Origin of the sequence: Pontibacter virosus (assembly GCF_003096355.1) — a bacterium.
Taxonomy (GTDB): domain Bacteria; phylum Bacteroidota; class Bacteroidia; order Cytophagales; family Hymenobacteraceae; genus Pontibacter; species Pontibacter virosus.
Window position 1 is genome coordinate 265,663 of sequence record NZ_QEKI01000005.1, and the last position, 17,162, is coordinate 282,824.

The window sequence follows — 17,162 nt, forward strand, 5'->3', positions numbered from 1 at the left end:
ACTGCGCAGAGAATTCAAACAGTTATAAAATAGAAGAAAATTAAAAACTAAAGGTGAATATAGACATTAAGGTTGTCATTGGTCCCGGAGCAACGTGGGGATTGACAAAGTGATTGAAGACGAGTGTCGCAAGAAGGTCAATTTAGGGAAAAAGGGAATTATGATTCAATAAGTACAATTTCAGGTTATGCATAAATACAGACACTATAATAGTTTTAATAGAATAATCTTATTAATACTAGACATTACGTTGATAGCTTTCGCGTTTAAGCTTTCAAACCTTTTCAGATACGGCGACTTAGAGCTCACACACCAGTACAGTATTTTCTTTGTACTATTTGCGCTCGTGTGGTGGATCGTGTCAGGGTTCAAGAACTTTGTTTTCAGAGTCGACGGTTTCCTGCCGGTAGGTAGAAAGACTGGCAACCTGTTGAATGCCTTTGCAATACACGCCGTGATTCTTACCAGCTGTATTGTGATCTTCAACCTGGAGCATCTGTCTCGTCTGTTGCTTCTCTATACCTATCTGTTTACAGCCCTGCTGATTGGTGTTAGCCGTGTGGTTCTTTTCCTGGCCCAGCGCTACTTCTCAAAATCAGACATGGCCTACAGCCGCTACGTGATCGTAGGTATGGGACCAGCCGCTATCAACCTGCACCAGACCTTCAGCAACGACGAAGCACCAGGCCGCAAGTTCATGGGCTTCTTTTCGGACAAAGCAGACGAATTGAGCAAGCATAGCAGCATGGTGAAAGGCAATGTGTCTGACCTGCAGGAGTTCTGCCTCCAGAACAACATCGACGAGGTATACTATACCTTGCCAGTAAACGACAAAGAGCACATCGACGAACTGACTGAGTTTGCTGACGAGAACTTCATCTACTTCCGTATTGTGCCTGATTTCAGCGCCATTGTGCAGCGCGAAGTGAACATGTACTTCTACCAGAACATCCCGATGATCAGTGTGCGCAAAGAGCCACTGGAGCAAGTGACCAACCGTGTTGCGAAGCGCGTATTCGACATCGCCTTCTCATCTGCCGTTATCCTGCTTCTGTTCCCGATCGTGATGCCGATTATCGCGCTGGCTATCAAAATCAGCTCGCCTGGCCCGATCTTCTTCAAGCAGCTGCGTCCTGGTAAAAAGAACCGCCTGTTTGTGTGCTACAAGTTCAGAACCATGCGTGTCAACAACAACACAGAGCTTCAGGCCACAAAAGACGACCCGCGTGTGACAAGAGTAGGTGCTTTCCTGCGCAAGACGAACCTGGACGAACTGCCACAGTTCTTTAACGTACTGCTAGGCGATATGTCCGTAGTAGGACCACGTCCGAACCTGGTGTCGCAGCTGGATCATTACTCTAAAGTGATCAACAAGTACAAGATGCGTCACTTCGTAACACCGGGTATTACAGGCTATGCACAGGTAAGCGGCTACCGCGGCGAAACCAAAGAAGTGCACCTGATGGAGAAGCGTGTGGAGTACGATGTGAAGTACATGGAAAACTGGAGCTTCATGATGGACATGAAAATCATCTTCCTGACAGTATGGAACATGGTGAAAGGCGAGAAAAATGCATACTAACGATTTAATGGAACCAAGCACCCTACGCAGAACAGCGGCACCCCTGCAGCAAAAGCGTCGCTTACTGAATTCCTATATTACCACTGGCAGTTTCAACGAATTTGTGGAGCAAGTCTTCTGGATGACAGATAACCGAGACTCCTCTTATGTGTGCTTTGCCAATGTGCACATGCTTGTGGAAGCCTACCAGGACCCGAACTTTAACCAGATACTCAACGAGGCAGATGTGGCTTCGCCGGACGGTGGTCCGCTTTCTAAACTGATGAAGCTGAAGTATGGCCACCAGCAGGATCGCGTGCCAGGGATGGACCTGATGCCACGTCTGATTGAGGAGGCCGCTGTCCGAGGTAAGTCGGTTTTCTTCTACGGTTCTACGGACGATGTACTGGAAGCCGTGGTCGCTACTGCAAAGGCAAAGCATCCTGCACTGCGTGTGGCAGGTCATTATTCCCCGCCGTTCCGTCAGCTAACAGAGGACGAAGACCAGTCGATTGTGGATATGATCAACGATGCGGGAGCCGACCTTGTTTTTGTAGCCTTGGGTTGCCCGAAGCAGGAGCGTTGGATGGCGGAGCACAAAGGCCGCGTGAAAGCGTGTATGCTCGGGGTTGGCCAGGCCTATATGACGTATGCCGGCTTGGAGAAGCGCTTGCCAAAGTGGGCGCGCGATCTTTCGCTCGAGTGGACTTACCGATTGTACCAGGAGCCGAAGCGACTCTGGAAGCGCTATTTGGTTACGAATAGCACTTTCGTATACCTGACCCTGAAAGACATGTTTTGGCCTAAAGATAAACATAACAAAGCCACCACTGTTACGGTAGGCTAGCCATCAAAAAATGCGCTGTGCAGGTTTAGAAGCCCGCAGCGCATTTTTTTATCCGATCTTTCGATTTTCATAACGGTACTTTCCAGCGGATAAAGCGCAACAGCTCAACTTATCAGCCCAACACAGGTATAAGAACTTGATGGTTACTGGCTGAGGAATAATGTGATCCGTGAAGTATTGATAATCAGGTTGATACTTTTATATCGCTGGAAAATCTGCATTATCAAAATCAAAATATAGTAATTGTCGTATAGAAGACCGATTTAAATAGAAATTCACCCCAAACCCTTTAGAATCAATGAAAGCTGTAATACTGGCAGGCGGATACGGAACCCGCATCAGTGAGGAAAGTGGTATCAGGCCGAAACCCATGGTGGAAATCGGCGGAAAGCCAATCCTCTGGCATATCATGAAAATATACTCAGCCCATGGCATCAACGATTTTGTGATCTGCTGCGGTTACAAAGGCCACATGATCAAAGAGTATTTCGCCAACTACTTCCTGTATAACTCCGATGTGACCTTCGACATGAGCAACAACAGCATGGAGGTGCACCGGAACAAAACCGAATCCTGGAAAGTGACGCTGGTTGACACCGGCGAGGGAACGCTAACGGGCGGCCGCCTGAAGCGCGTTCGCGATTACATTGGCGACGAAACCTTCTGCCTGACTTATGGCGACGGTGTGAGTGACATCGATGTTAGCGCCTCGATTGCGTTCCACAGACAGCAGGGCACCAAGGCTACGCTTACTGCAGTACAGCAGCCTGGCCGTTTTGGCGTCTTTACGCTTTCCGGTGAAGACACCCATGTGCGCCACTTCCAGGAAAAGCCCGAAGGCGGCGAGCAGCCCTGGATTAATGGTGGCTTCTTTGTGCTGGAGCCCTCGGTGATTGATTACATAGACGGCGACCACACCACCTGGGAGCGCGAGCCAATGGAGCGTCTGGCCCGCGAAGGCGAGATGTCTGCCTTTAAGCACACTGGTTTCTGGCAGCCAATGGACACCCTCCGTGATAAGAATTATCTGGAAGAACTGATCCAGCAGGGCAAGGCGCCGTGGTATAAAGTAATTCAAAACCAACCTGTAAATGCCTAAAGGGCACAAGGTATAGCAGAATGTTTGCGGCTTGCGTATAACATATCCTATACCTGACCATTTAGCGAAACATAAGCTGATGAAGAGAGAATTTCTGCAGCAAACCTATCAAAACAAAAAAGTATTTCTGACGGGCCATACCGGTTTCAAAGGCTCCTGGATGTTGCAAATGCTGCACTCCCTTGGTGCTGAAGTGATGGGCTACGCCCTTGCCCCTGAAACCGAAGAGGACATGTATCACCTGATCGACGGCGACAGTCTGTGCGATTCTGTGATAGCGGATATCCGGGATAAAGATGCCGTAGAAAAGGCCGTGTTGCGTTTTCAGCCGGACTTTATCTTCCATCTGGCCGCCCAGCCCTTGGTGCGCCTGTCTTACGAGTTTCCCTCTGAGACCTTTGCGGTGAACGCTGTAGGTACGGCCCATGTGCTGGATGCAGTGCGCAAACTGGAGAAGCCTTGTACCGTCGTGCTGATCACGACAGACAAGGTATACGAAAACAAGGAATGGGTATACCCCTACCGCGAAAGCGACCAACTAGGCGGCTACGACCCGTATAGCGCTAGTAAAGCCTGTGCGGAGCTCGTGATCTCGTCTTATACCCGCTCGTTCTTCCATCCGGAGGACTACAGCAAGCATCAGAAAGCGATTGCCAGCACCCGCGCGGGCAACGTAATCGGCGGTGGCGACTGGGCCAAAGACCGCATTATACCGGATATTGTGCGGGCACTAAGGGTAGGAGAGCCAGTAACAGTACGCAACCCGAATGCAGTGCGTCCATGGCAGCATGTGCTGGAGCCGCTGGGCGGTTACCTTTTGCTCGGCGCTAAAATGACAGAAGATCCGAAAAACTTTGGTGGCGCCTGGAACTTCGGTCCGCAGGCCGGCGACAACAGTCCGGTGGAGGATTTGGTACAGAAGGCCCTGCAGGTATGGGGATCGGGTAGCTACGATAAACCTGAGCTCAAGAATCAACCCCACGAAGCGGGTCTGCTCAAACTTGACATCAGCAAAGCGCTGGTAGAACTGGGCTGGACACCGAAGTACAACTCGTCACAGGCGATCGAGCGCACCATCGGCTGGTACAAAAACTATCACGAGGGTATAACCGACATCAAGGAATTTACGATGGGGCAGATTTCGGAATACCTGGAAGACGAGCAACCCGTATACCTGCCTTCTTAATCTGAACGACAGACACCTGCAAGGCAACCCTTTGCAGGTGTTTTTTAAATGCATCAACATACATGATCTTTACAGAGACCAAACTAAAAGGCGCCTACATTATCGACATCAAAAAGCTGGAGGACGAGCGTGGCTTTTTCGGCCGGGCTTACTGCCAGCAAGAGTTCGAACAGTACGGACTGAACACTAACCTGGTGCAGGCCAATGTGAGCTACAACTACAAAAAAGGCACCCTGCGTGGCATGCACATGCAACTGGCTCCGCACGCCGAGACCAAACTGGTGCGCTGCACCCGTGGGGCCATCTACGACGTGATCGTGGATCTGCGTCCTGACTCGGAGACGTATAAGCAATGGATCGGCGTGGAGCTGACTGCTGATAACTACCGCATGCTCTATGTGCCGGAAGGCTTCGCGCACGGCTACCTGACGCTGAAGGACAACTCCGACGTGATGTATCAGGTAACGGCCTTTTATGCGGCGGCAGCGGAGCGCGGCCACCGCTGGAACGACCCGGCTTTCAATATTCAGTGGCCAATGGAGCCGCAGATCATCTCGGAGAAAGACCAGAACCATCCGTTGCTGGAAGCTATACCTGAGCAATCGACCTTGTAAATGAGTGAATTACAGGGATTGGGCACTTGACATAAGACAGACAGAATTCTATACCTCGAGCTGAGTTGGATCTTGTCCGAAACCGAATGAAGTCGTTTTAACAAAAGCGCATTTTAAAAGAAGAATTATGATCATTATAGATACCGCATTAGCCAAAAGAGAAGCTGAAGGACGCCCTGTCCGAGTAGGTATGGTGGGAGCCGGATTTATGGCCAAAGGCGTGGCGCTGCAAATCAAGAACCACGTGCCAGGTATGGAACTGGTGGCCATTTCAAACCGAACCATTAACCGTGCCCGCGAAACGTACAACGAAGCAGGTATAGCAGAGGTAGAGGAGGTTGATTCCGTTGAAGCTTTGCAGGGAAATATCCGAAACGGCAGGTATAGCATTACCAACGACCCGATGCTGCTGTGCCGGGCAGAAGGGATTGATGCCATTCTGGAGGTAACCGGCGCCGTGGAATTTGGTGCGCAGGTGGCCTTGGAGGCTATCCAAAACGGCAAGCATACGATCATGATGGACGCCGAAGTGGATGGCACCGTTGGTCCGATCCTGAAGGTATACGCCGACAAAGCGGGCGTCGTGTTCACGAACGTGGACGGTGACCAACCGGGCGTGATTATGAACCTGTACCGTTACGTGAAATCCATCGGCATGAAGCCGGTGCTCTGCGGCAACATCAAAGGCCTGCATGATCCTTATCGCAACCCGACTACACAAGAGGGCTTTGCCAAGCGTTGGGGACAAGACCCCGCCATGGTGACTTCCTTTGCCGACGGCACCAAAATCTCCTTCGAACAGGCCATTGTGGCAAATGGAACAGGTATGCGCGTGGCCAAACGCGGCATGCTGGGGCCTTACGCACCACAGGGAGCCAATATCCGGGAGTCCGTAAATTTGTTCCCGCTGGAAGAACTCACGAACGGTCCGGGTATTGTGGACTACGTGGTAGGTATAGCCGAACCGGCTGGTGGCGTATTTGTGCTGGCTACACAGGACAATCCGACGCAACAGCATTACCTCAACTACTACAAGATGGGAGAGGGACCGCTGTACTGTTTCTACACCCCGTACCACCTATGCCACCTCGAGGTGCCGCTGACTATTGCCAGAGCTGTGCTGTTTAACGACGCTGCGCTCACACCACTGGACCGTCCGTATGTGGAAGTAGTGACAGCCGCCAAAATAGACCTGAAAGCCGGTGAGACCATCGACGGTATCGGGCATTACATGACTTATGGCCTGTGCGAGAACGCCGACGTGACCGAGCGGGAGAACCTTCTGCCGATCGGTGTGGCCGAAGGTTGCGTGCTGAAGCGCGACATCCCGAAAGACCAGGTGCTCACCTACGACGACGTGATTTTACCGGAAGGCCGTACAATCGACAAACTGCGCGAGGAGCAGCGCCAGTATTTTGCCGCTGCCTTCGCTGAGGCGAATGAGCAGGCACCAAGTAAAACCGCCTTCGCATAATAAAATTCTGATTCAAAAATACAGCATCAGGCAGAGTCCCGCCTAGGCCAGATATGGCCCAGGTGGGATTTTAGCTGATTTAAGACCCCTTGTACATGCGCATTCTCCAGGTTCACAATCATTATAAAATATCCGCTGGCGAAGACACCGTTTTCTATGCAGAGGCAGCGCTACTCGAAAGTCATGGGCATACAGTAGATAAATTCACGCTGTCAAACGAGGATGTAAACTCAATTAGTGAAAAGCTGGGAGCTGCGCTAGGGGTAGTGTACAATACCAGAAGTGCCCGTATGATCGAAGAGAAAATCAAAGCTTTTCAGCCTGACATCATCCATGTGCACAATTTTTTCCCGTTGATCTCGCCTGCTGTGTTTGACGTCGCCCACAAACTGGGTGTGCCTACTGTGATGACGCTGCACAATTACCGGCTGATCTGCCCAAGTGCATACCTGCACTACAATGGCCGCACGCATATGGAAAACGTGCACAAGACTTTCCCGCTACGCGCCATCTTAGACAAGGCCTACCGCAACTCCATGTTCCAGACGGCATCAGTGGTGTTGGCTACAGGTGTGCACAAGCTATTGGGGACCTGGCAGCAGAAAGTGGACCGATTCATCACCCTCACACAAGGAGGCAGCGATCTGTTTTTTAACTCTTCGCTCAAACCCAGGCGAGAGCAGTTGGTCGTGAAGCCGAATTTTACAACTGACCTTGGCCTTGGTGAAGCGGAAAGAGGCGATCACTTTCTTTTTGTTGGCAGACTGTCTCCGGAAAAAGGTATAAGCACGCTCTTAAAAGCGACAGAACTCTATCCCTTCAAACTTAAAATAATAGGAGATGGGTCTATGCGGGAAGAGGTGGAGCGACATGCCGCAACACATCCGAATGTAACATATTTAGGTTACCAAAAGCTGGACAGGGTAGAGCAGGAGTTGAAAACCGCCAAAGCGCTTATATTTCCTTCGGAGTGGATGGAAACATTCGGCATGACCATCATTGAGGCCTTCTCGACGGGTACACCTGTAATCGCTGCGAAAATTGGTGGGGCAGCACAGCTTGTAGACGATGGCGTAAATGGGCTGCACTATAGTCCCGGCAATGCGGCGGAGTTGGCAGAGCGGGTACATACCCTCACCCAACACCCCCATATGGCCCGCCAAATGGGCACCGCTGCCCGACAAAGCTACGAGGTCAGGTATACGCCCGAGGCCAATTACCGCATGCTGCTTTCCATTTACGAAGATACCATCCGGTCCAAAAACAAAATTGCCCCTGCAACTCAAGTCACAGAGGCAAATCTTTCATAGGAAGCAGGCGCTAAACTGCTTCCACGCTACTCTTTTTTCCAGTATTCTTTCGCATTTTCTCAAGTATCTCCACCACCTGGTCGGTATCAACGAATAAGTGCTGGCGCTGGCCTTCATCCGCATTGTGCACCGGTTTTTCGCCTTTGCAGATGATGTAGTCGTAGTCCAGGTCAATTTTAGTGGCAATATCATAGAATGGTTCGATGACAAATCCTTCGTGAAAGATCTCGATGATCTTGGTGCCCGGCTTGCAGAAGAGCATGCTGATCAATCCGGCACCTGTGGCTGATACAACCACTTTGGCTTGTGAGAACATCCTGATTTTCTCCAGAATGCTGTATTTACTGGAAACGATCGACTTGAACTTATAAGCTTCCAGGGCCTCCAGCAATTCCTTTTCGTTCAGCACGTTGCGCATAGCCGAATCGCTGCGACTGATGTATAAGTAGGGTACGCGCTCAGATGCCGGCAAAACTTCATGTTGCACCAGGGGCAGGAAGGAATTACGAATATACTGGCCCAGCCAGCGTGGTACCAGGGTATGATTGCCGCGTGGTGCGGTGGAGGCGATAATGCGGTCGGCGGTGAGGTGATGGTACTCAACTGAGGTGATGATCTTCTCAGCAGGTATACCCAGTAACTCAAGAGTTTCGGTTTGATAGCTGTAGCGTGTGTTGGGCACCAGAAACCAATCTACTTCGTTGTACAGGCCACTTTCGCGGAGCAGGTGAAGGCGGGGCAGCACATCCAGAAACCAGTGGCCAATGTTGTTGAGTCCTGCACCACCGGTCAGCATGCTGAACACGGTGCCCTGGAAGCGGGTCGGGGCCTGGAAATAACTCTGGTTAAAAATATTGTTCTGGTCCGCGCTGGTGGCTTTTCCCTCCGTTAAGCTAAGCGATACGTTCTCGATGATGCGGTTCTGCTGCGACATGATCGCCACACTGCTCTCATTATCGGTATAGACACGGCCATTTGGCACCTCTACCACCACATAGTCGGTGGTTACGCTTCGCATGGGCTTCCAATAATCGGAGCAGGCTATGTAGAGGTCCTCTGATATCTCAAGCGGGGTGGTCAGGTTTGGGTATATGCTGTGCACCCTCACTTCGGATTGGGCACAGACAGTTTCGTTATTGGTTTTGGTATTGATGTGGCATACGCCGCTAGGTCTGAAACGGGTGTTATGGGGGATGATACGCCCAAGTATCTTTTTCAGACGATTGGTAGATTTATCGTAAAATACCTTTGGTTTCATATATATCTGGTGGGTAATAATTGCTATACGTTTGTTATTCAAATTTGGCTGTGTTACACCATCAATCCAGCTGTTTTACCAGATGCCGGGTGTTATTTTCTGTGCTATCCTCTACTTGATGCAAATGTTGCGCCAGTAGTTGGGCAGCGGCAGCTACCGCCGTGTTATTCCAGTGCCCGTCATCGGCAGGATAGAGTTTCTTTTTTTCATGAAGGTATAAGTGTTCGAATGTTTTCTGCGTATCTACCACCTTTACACCTCTTTTTTCAAGCGCAGCCAGCAGACGGGGTAGAAAGTCCGGTTTACGTCCCGAGGGTAACAGCTGGTGGTAAATATTTTCTTTGTTAGGTATGGGCATGAACACAAAGGGGATGCCTCGTTCTGCCAACGCGTGTTTGTAACCTTCCAACACATCGGCTATCTGGTCTATTTCTTGGTCGCTGAAGGTTCGGTTGGCATACTCGCCTTCCATAAAAAATTCACTTTGGTAATTGATGTATTCTTTTTTGCCAAACTTCCGTTCGATGTTCGCCAGCGTACGGTGGTAGAACGCGAATTTCGAAATGCGGTCTGCCGTCACGGCCAGCCAGGTCAGCATTTTGGAAGAGTTGATGATGGCGCCTGTCCGGTCGCGGAGCTTGTTGCCTATACCTGTGGCGCCCACGGCAGGTAGTTCAGGTATACGGCGCTCAATACTAGATACCACCACGACCTCTGGCGGATGCTCCTCAAAGCGCCTGGTGCCCAGAAAACGGTTGACCGTGGCGGGGGCAAAGGAATATACCTCTTTACCCAGCTGTTTTTCCAGCACTTCGGCCAGCGTTTCTTCCTGCGATAGTTTGGCGCCTGTAATATTGGAGTCTCCAATCAGCAGCACCTCGGCCTTGGTATCACGGTTGCGGTAGCCATAGGGATCTGTGTACCATTCCACCTGCTTTTTCTCGGCATAGAGGGTACGGGGAGCCAGTTCGCCTTCCTCCTCCATGCGCAGGTGCATGTTCGGGTAAAAGGGCCCCGACAGCAGACGTACGCTGTTCACTGAGATGGTCTCCCAGATCCTGAAGGTAAAGAAGTTCATGGGTAACACAACGGCTTCAACAAAGGGCCAAAGCACAAAGGGCATTACAAGCAGCGTCAGTTTCCTGAAGAGCCTTTTCACCTCTTTGGTTTTCGTTTTCTGTTTCATTTAGAACTGAAAATAAATGAACTCCTGGTGGCCAAACTGTCCGAAGAGCAGTACCGCAACAATGGCTGCGTAATACAGTCCCCAACGCACCACGGCAGGTTTTTGGCTAATTAGCTGCGATACACTTCCATGGCGCTGTATGAGGTGGACCGTCTCCATGATCAGGATCGAGATAACAGACACGGCAAATACTTTAAAGCCCTGGTCCATGAACAGAATATGCTGCAGGTCTATACCCGCCAGTAGCAGCCGGATGTTACCTATACCTGTCACGCTGCTCTGCAGGATGTAAAAAGCCTCCCCGATGGAGTTTGCCCTGAAAAACACCCAGGAGAAAAGCACCAGCGCAAACACGCTCAGCACCTGCACCCACTTGTACAACAGCGGACGGCTGCTGAGGCCAAGCAATTTGGCAATGCCGTCGCGCTGCCTGGTGGTGACGATTGCAAACACCAGGTAAAAGCCGTGCAGCGCACCCCATACCACAAACGTCCAGTTAGCACCGTGCCACAGGCCGCTCACCAGAAACGTAATGAACAAATTGTAGTACCAGCGCCACTTTACCACCCGGTTGCCGCCCAGCGGAATGTAGAGGTAGTCGCGGAACCAGGACGAGAGCGATATATGCCAGCGGCTCCAGAACTCGGAAATGCTCTTGGAGTAATACGGCCTGCGGAAGTTCTCCATCAGCCGGAAGCCCATCACCTGCGCCGCCCCGATGGCAATATCCGAGTAGCCCGAGAAGTCGCAGTAGATCTGGAAGGCGAAAAAGATGGTGGCGATGATCAGCGTAATGCCCTCGTAGTCAGTCGGGTTGTTGTATACCTGGTTGACCATCAGGGCCAGGTTATCCGCGATCATGATCTTCTTGAAAAAACCCCAGCCCATGCGACGCAAACCGCCCACGATGCGCTCGTAGCTAAACTCGTGATGGGCCTTGAGCTGCCCCAACAGGTTGCCCGCCCGTTCGATCGGTCCCGCTACCAGCTGCGGGAAAAAAGTTACGAACAGCGCAAACACGCCCAGGTGCCGTTCCGCCCTGATGCGTCCATGGTACACGTCAATCGAGTAGCTCATAGTCTGGAAGGTATAGAAGGAAATACCCATCGGTAGCAGCAGTTCAAAAGCCGGCACAGCATAATCCATGTTCAGGACCGATGCTGCATCCCGTGCGCTTTCGTTAAAGAAATTGTAATACTTGAATAGGCCGAGTATGCTCAGGTTAGAAAACAGTGAAAGCCAGAGATAAGGCTTGCGTTTGTGTTTTTCCTCGTCGCTATACCTGCCCATGGCACGGCCGCAGAAATAGTCAACCAGTGTAGACCCAACCAGGATCAAGGTATAGGCCGGCTTCCACGAGGCATAAAAGTAATAGCTGGCCAGCAGCAGAATAAGCCATCTGCGGTTCGGGGGCGTTAAAAAGTAGAGCGTAACTACTACCGGGAAGAATATGAAAAATTCAGTAGAGTTGAAAAGCATATGCAGACGCTGTTATTGATCGAGAGAAGCGTAGAGTCCCATGCCATATGGTAAATTTCGTCTGGTCACATCCTGCGCCAGGGCAAAACCGGGAGCCGTTTTCTTTATTATATTAAGAGTAAGGCCAAAAGGTTTAGGAATTCAGTATATATTTTTCTAGTTGTATAGGTACACCGGTATTATTGTGCTGCTCTCTATACGTATCTAATCCGAATTGGCTGTTTCTAATCTGAAGAAATTGCACCTGTCCGGTCTATCTGTAAGATGCGCGCCCGATGATGCCACAGGTATGTTGTGTTACCGGATGTGCGCTGGCAATGGCTCGGCCACTAAATCCCGCTCTGCCAGCTCCTTTCGGGGCAGCGGTTTTGTGCACAATTTAAGTATGCCACAAAGTCGAACATCTGAGCCGCTGCGGCGTAATATTATTGTACTCTAATACAACAGTAACCCTATACTCTTCGTAAAGGACAGGCGATGTTGTGAACTAGCACTTTGCTTAGGACAGCAGCTGTTCAGCTCTAATATATATACCACGATACAACCCTATAGAACGTAGCGAGCATTGATCAAATGCCGTGATACAGATACTTAGTGAGTTTATATGATAGCAACCACCTTCAGGTACATTACCAGATACCTCAATATATACCTAATCGGCCACAAGCGCAAAGCGGCCTTTGTTACCGCACTTGGCGTACTACTTAGCTTAGCGAGCCAGGGAGGGGCACTAGCCCAGACTGCCTGCCCTCCCGGCTTGGTGCATCACTTCGGGTTAGACGAAAAAGTGGCCGGCAGTTATACCGATTTCGTGACTGGAGCTAGCGCCACTTGTACAGCCTGTCCCGAACCCACCGCCAGTCGCTTTGGAGGAGCGCAGCGCTTCACCGGATCAGGCACTGGGCTGCAATTCGGTGAGATAAAAAACTTCCAGTGGGGACCCAACAGCAATTTCACAATCGAGGTATGGGTGCAGGTAAATCGCAAGTCTTCTAATCAGGTAATTGTCGGACGCAAATCCAGTGACGGTTTAACGGCGTGGTGGCTTGGCGTAAACCCAGAGGGTTACGCTGTCTTTGATATGCAGGATAATTACGGTGATCCACACACCATGACGGATTACCTTAAAGCTGTCAACCTGTTTGATGGCAAGTGGCACCACCTGGCGGTAGTCCGGGAGGGAGGCCCACAGATCACCAAACTGTATGTGGATGGGTTTCGGGTAGACGACCGGAGGACTGAAACAAGGGAATACCGCGGAAGCATGGAGTCTTCCAGTCCAGTCACCATCGGGTATATTGACATCGACTCAAAATATTATTTTGATGGAACAATTGACGAATTACTGGTATACAACAACAATTTGTCGGAACAGGAAGCTCGCGACCGTTATAACCACGGGGCAGGCAGTTACTGCGGGCCTGAAGAGATCAAGCCTGAGATTGTGTCAGAACCTATTACGTTTGGCACAGTCAACCAACAATACAAGTACGATGTGAATGCGGCAGGCAAACCTGCCCCCCGTTACCTTCTGATATCAGGTCCTCCGGGCATGACGATTAACGCAGGTACGGGTCTCATCTCCTGGGTGCCGCAGGCTGCCGGAAATTTTGCGGTAGAGGTAAAAGCAACCAATAGCCAGGGGGAGAGCGCCCCACAACGCTTTCAGGTCAATGTGAGAGCCGCCACGGAAGAGGGTATAGGCATATTGCATCACTGGATGCTCAACGAGACCTCAGGGTCCAATTATCGGGACGTGTATACGCCGATAGATGCCGTTGCAGAGGCCAGAAGCCGCCCTGCTTCTGTGAAAGGAGCCGTAGGAGGAGGACAACGATTCAATGGACGGGACACGGGTCTTGACGTAATCGGCAGCCCGAACTTCGATTGGAAAGCGAAAGAGACGTTTACAATTGAGCTTTGGCTCCGCACCGAAACCAAAGATGGCAGCAGCGAGGCTCAGAACCAGGTGTTGATAGGGCGCCATGCCACAGACTCGCCGTCGCAGTGGTGGCTGGGACTCGACAAAGACCGAAAAGCAGCTTTTTACCTGCCTGACATCGAGTTTAAGGGCAATTTCGTAGGTTCCGCCGGACCTAAGCTTAACGACGGAGCCTGGCATCAGCTCGTGGCGGTGCGGGACGGTGGTTCCGGGGCTACCAGGCTGTATGTGGATGGTGTGGAGATTGCATCCGGCAGCTTCGCTCATGAATTTGGGTTTAGCAGCAGGTCGCCCGTCAACATTGGTTACTTTGATGCGAGCATGCTTAACAGTTACCACTACGAGGGTGACATGGACGAAGTGAAGCTCTTTGGAAGAGCTCTTTCACCAGAAGAGATTAGAGAGCGCTTCACCGTGGTATACAATAGCCTGACAGAGATCGTGAGTTTTAAAGGACGCTATGTAAACGGGGAAGGCTTCAACCAGAAAGTCGTAGTTCTAGATTGGAGAACGCTTTACGAGCTTGATACAGACTTCTTCGAGATAGAGCGATCCGAAGATGGCGAGAATTTCGCAGCCATTGGACAGGTAAAAGCTTCTGGCACCACAACAGCCGCCATCGACTATACTTTCACGGATGATACACCACTCAAGGAACAGGGTTATTATAGACTTCGGTTGGTTCGCCTGGATGGTACCGCTACCTACTCAAATGTCATATTAGTACAAGACGGCTCTCCTTCCGCATCCTCTTTTAGAGTATATCCGAATCCGGCTGCAGGGGGGGATGAGGTAACCATCGAAGTTGCCAATTTGAAAGAGAGCGAGGAAGTGACATTTATGGTAACGGACGCTTCCGGCAGGCAGGTGCTTCGCCAGCAGGTACGTACCGATGAGTTTGGTGAGCTATACCTGACCCTGCCAGTAGGAGTATCTTTAAAACCCGGTATCTATAATCTGACAGTAGCTGGCAGTAACAAAACACTCAACCGTAAGCTGGTGGTTGCCCGTTAATTCAATTGATCCGGTAGCACAAAAGAGGTATAGCCTGAACCAGGCCATTGGTGTTTCTCTAGTACTCAGATATGAATACTGTATGATCATTATAAAACTGGTGCGCTGCCTTGCAGTCCAGGCGCTTAAAGATAATAGAAGGTATACAGCCTTGGTTAAACTTTTAAAATTTTCGTAACGTAATGAATAACAGTGACTTCAAAAACTAGTATTGCATTTGTGAAATTTTTGATAAACCCTACAATACATAGTTCGTACTATGTCTGAAAATGCATCAAAAATTCTACAATATACTAATATTCGATTACCTAAATTAATTTGCCTTTACTTATCTAAATCTTATTTCTTTATGAAAAAGTTACTCCTATTACCACTTTTTTTTGCCCTCGTTCTCACTTCTTGTGGTGATGACGAAGATGAAAAGCTAGAGCCACCGGTTTCAGAAATTGATGCAAAGATGCGTGGCGACTGGACAAACACACAGATTAAAAGAGTGTACTATTCAGATCAAAATGAAGTCATGTACACAGACTCAGTTCAGTATCAGACAACCTTTAGCTTTAACGGCAAACAGTTGACCGTTACAGCGCCAGGAAGTAATCCAGAAGTAATGAATTACAGTTTTCCAGACCCTGACGATTCTACTGTAATTGAGTTGCAGCGGGGTGCTGATAGGGGAAAGTATACTGTTAGTTCAATTTCAGATTCAGATATGACCTGGGTAGAAGAAAAGCAATATGCCGGTTTCCCAGAAGAAGCACCAGATAATGAAAAAACAACCTCTCAGAAAGGTGTGTACACCTGGAAATTCGTTCGTAAGAGGTAGTATAGACGCCATTCTCAGCCTGCTCCGGCAGTGCTGACAGAAAACAAAAAAGCGGTGCAGGAAACTCCTGCACCGCTTTTTTTATATCCGGTTGGCGTTGGCCAATCCTTGGATCCTATTATTTCTGTCCCTCAATTAAAATACTGGGAGAGAAATCTTTTATTGACACTTACTCTTTGATCAACTTGATTGTAGCGCTCTTACCGGCGTTGTCTGTGTACTTCAGGAAGTACAGTCCCGCTCTAAGTCCGCTAGCAGCCAGGTTCATCACCAGCTTGTTGTTCTCTACCTTCAGGTTCTCTTCTTTGTATACCACTGTACCAGCCTGGTCCAGGATAACAACTTCCTGCAGCTTGATCTCTTCTTTACCCAGGTCGAGTGTTACCACGTCGTTGAAAGGGTTAGGATAAGCGCTTACTTTCTCGAAGCTGATGTTAGTATCAGTTGTCTCAGCAGTAAGTGCTGACGAAGAAGAAGCAGTAAGTGACTCGATAGGTGACAATCTGTTTCCAGCGATCGGACGCTCCATGGAGCCATCCGGCAATTGCCAGCCCACGGCCAGGTTGTCGCCGCCGCCGCCCTGCAGCATCAGCGCCTCGATGTAGTAGCGCTTGCCGGCCTCCAGGGTGATCTTGGCAGACTGCTGGCTGGCGTTCTTGGTCCACTCGCGCGGGTTGGTCCAGCTGCTAGAAAGGGCGATGCGCGTCTTCTTGGCAGGGTCCTCCGAAGAGCTCAGGTACAGCTCGGCCACGTCGTCGGCCGCGATCCAGAAGGTGTACTGGCCTGAGGCAGGGGCGGTCACGTAGCCGCGGATGCGCTGGCCGTAGTTGTTGCCCTGGCCTGTTGGTGCTTCAAATGAATTCAGTTCAGAAGTAGAAGCTGGCTTCGTGTTCACAGGTATCACGCTTACTGTTGTACCGTGTACGTTAGACCAGAAATCACGTGTGATCTTACCTACTGGCGTTGAAGTTGTCGTAGTAGTGGTAGTAGCAGTAGCAACAGGAGCAGTGCTTCCTAGTTCAGACAGTCTGTTTCCAGCGATCGGACGCTCCATGGAGCCATCCGGCAATTGCCAGCCCACGGCCAGGTTGTCGCCGCCGCCGCCCTGCAGCATCAGCGCCTCGATGTAGTAGCGCTTGCCGGCCTCCAGGGTGATCTTGGCAGACTGCTGGCTGGCGTTCTTGGTCCACTCGCGCGGGTTGGTCCAGCTGCTAGAAAGGGCGATGCGCGTCTTCTTGGCAGGGTCCTCCGAAGAGCTCAGGTACAGCTCGGCCACGTCGTCGGCCGCGATCCAGAAGGTGTACTGGCCTGAGGCAGGGGCGGTCACGTAGCCGCGGATGCGCTGGCCGTAGTTGTTGCCCTGGCC

The 17,162-nt window shown here is 50.6% G+C and carries 13 protein-coding genes; 9 read left to right on the plus strand and 4 right to left on the minus strand.

Annotation, left to right across the window (positions count from 1 at the left end; genetic code table 11):
* The first annotated feature begins 250 nt into the window (after nucleotides 1–250).
* The 7 genes from C8E01_RS10160 to C8E01_RS10190 all read left to right on the plus strand — a co-directional run bounded on the left by C8E01_RS10160 (nucleotide 251) and on the right by C8E01_RS10190 (nucleotide 8,091).
* Complete coding sequence (locus C8E01_RS10160) at nucleotides 251–1,582, plus strand: undecaprenyl-phosphate glucose phosphotransferase (RefSeq protein ID WP_116543241.1); 1,332 nt, start codon at nucleotides 251–253, stop codon at nucleotides 1,580–1,582.
* A gap of 7 nt (nucleotides 1,583–1,589) precedes the next feature.
* A complete protein-coding gene (locus tag C8E01_RS10165) occupies nucleotides 1,590–2,408 on the plus strand; it encodes a WecB/TagA/CpsF family glycosyltransferase (RefSeq protein ID WP_243409521.1) in 819 nt (272 codons plus the stop codon).
* 298 nt (nucleotides 2,409–2,706) lie between these two features.
* Nucleotides 2,707–3,507 carry a glucose-1-phosphate cytidylyltransferase gene (rfbF, locus tag C8E01_RS10170; RefSeq protein ID WP_116543243.1) on the plus strand — a complete coding sequence of 267 codons (801 nt, stop codon included), beginning with the start codon at nucleotides 2,707–2,709 and terminating at the stop codon, nucleotides 3,505–3,507.
* A 79-nt stretch (nucleotides 3,508–3,586) separates the two neighbouring features.
* Nucleotides 3,587–4,693, plus strand: coding sequence for a CDP-glucose 4,6-dehydratase (gene rfbG / locus C8E01_RS10175; protein WP_116543244.1), 1,107 nt, complete (start codon nucleotides 3,587–3,589; stop codon nucleotides 4,691–4,693).
* A gap of 62 nt (nucleotides 4,694–4,755) precedes the next feature.
* A complete protein-coding gene (gene rfbC / locus C8E01_RS10180; RefSeq protein WP_116543245.1) occupies nucleotides 4,756–5,307 on the plus strand; it encodes a dTDP-4-dehydrorhamnose 3,5-epimerase in 552 nt (183 codons plus the stop codon).
* A gap of 127 nt (nucleotides 5,308–5,434) precedes the next feature.
* Nucleotides 5,435–6,781: an NAD(P)H-dependent oxidoreductase gene (locus C8E01_RS10185; RefSeq protein ID WP_116543246.1), complete on the plus strand. Its 1,347-nt coding sequence runs from the start codon at nucleotides 5,435–5,437 to the stop codon at nucleotides 6,779–6,781.
* A 95-nt stretch (nucleotides 6,782–6,876) separates the two neighbouring features.
* On the plus strand, nucleotides 6,877–8,091 hold the full coding sequence (locus tag C8E01_RS10190; RefSeq protein ID WP_116543247.1) for a glycosyltransferase family 4 protein: 1,215 nt from the start codon (nucleotides 6,877–6,879) through the stop codon (nucleotides 8,089–8,091).
* Nucleotides 8,092–8,101: 10 nt separating this feature from the next.
* On the opposite strand, the gene C8E01_RS10195 is transcribed toward C8E01_RS10190, so the two are convergent.
* The 3 genes from C8E01_RS10195 to C8E01_RS10205 form a co-directional block, all read right to left on the minus strand.
* Entirely contained in the window at nucleotides 8,102–9,349 is a 1,248-nt protein-coding gene (locus tag C8E01_RS10195) for a glycosyltransferase family 61 protein (RefSeq protein WP_116543248.1), read from the minus strand.
* 61 nt (nucleotides 9,350–9,410) lie between these two features.
* The gene (locus C8E01_RS10200; protein WP_116543249.1) at nucleotides 9,411–10,535 is read right to left on the minus strand and encodes an alginate O-acetyltransferase AlgX-related protein; all 1,125 of its coding nucleotides are present in this window, start codon (nucleotides 10,533–10,535) and stop codon (nucleotides 9,411–9,413) included.
* Nucleotides 10,536–12,014, minus strand: a complete 1,479-nt coding sequence (locus C8E01_RS10205) for an MBOAT family O-acyltransferase (RefSeq protein ID WP_116543250.1) — start codon at nucleotides 12,012–12,014, stop codon at nucleotides 10,536–10,538.
* 604 nt (nucleotides 12,015–12,618) lie between these two features.
* Here C8E01_RS10205 and C8E01_RS10210 point away from each other — a divergent pair.
* Both C8E01_RS10210 and C8E01_RS10215 read left to right on the plus strand, forming a co-directional pair.
* The gene (locus tag C8E01_RS10210; protein WP_116543251.1) at nucleotides 12,619–14,970 is read left to right on the plus strand and encodes a LamG-like jellyroll fold domain-containing protein; all 2,352 of its coding nucleotides are present in this window, start codon (nucleotides 12,619–12,621) and stop codon (nucleotides 14,968–14,970) included.
* A 349-nt stretch (nucleotides 14,971–15,319) separates the two neighbouring features.
* On the plus strand, nucleotides 15,320–15,796 hold the full coding sequence (locus C8E01_RS10215; RefSeq protein ID WP_133242752.1) for a hypothetical protein: 477 nt from the start codon (nucleotides 15,320–15,322) through the stop codon (nucleotides 15,794–15,796).
* Nucleotides 15,797–15,965: 169 nt separating this feature from the next.
* Here C8E01_RS10215 and C8E01_RS21630 read toward each other — a convergent pair.
* Nucleotides 15,966–17,162, minus strand: a 1,197-nt coding sequence (locus C8E01_RS21630) for a PA14 domain-containing protein (protein ID WP_116543253.1), incomplete at its 5' end; no start/stop codon positions are given.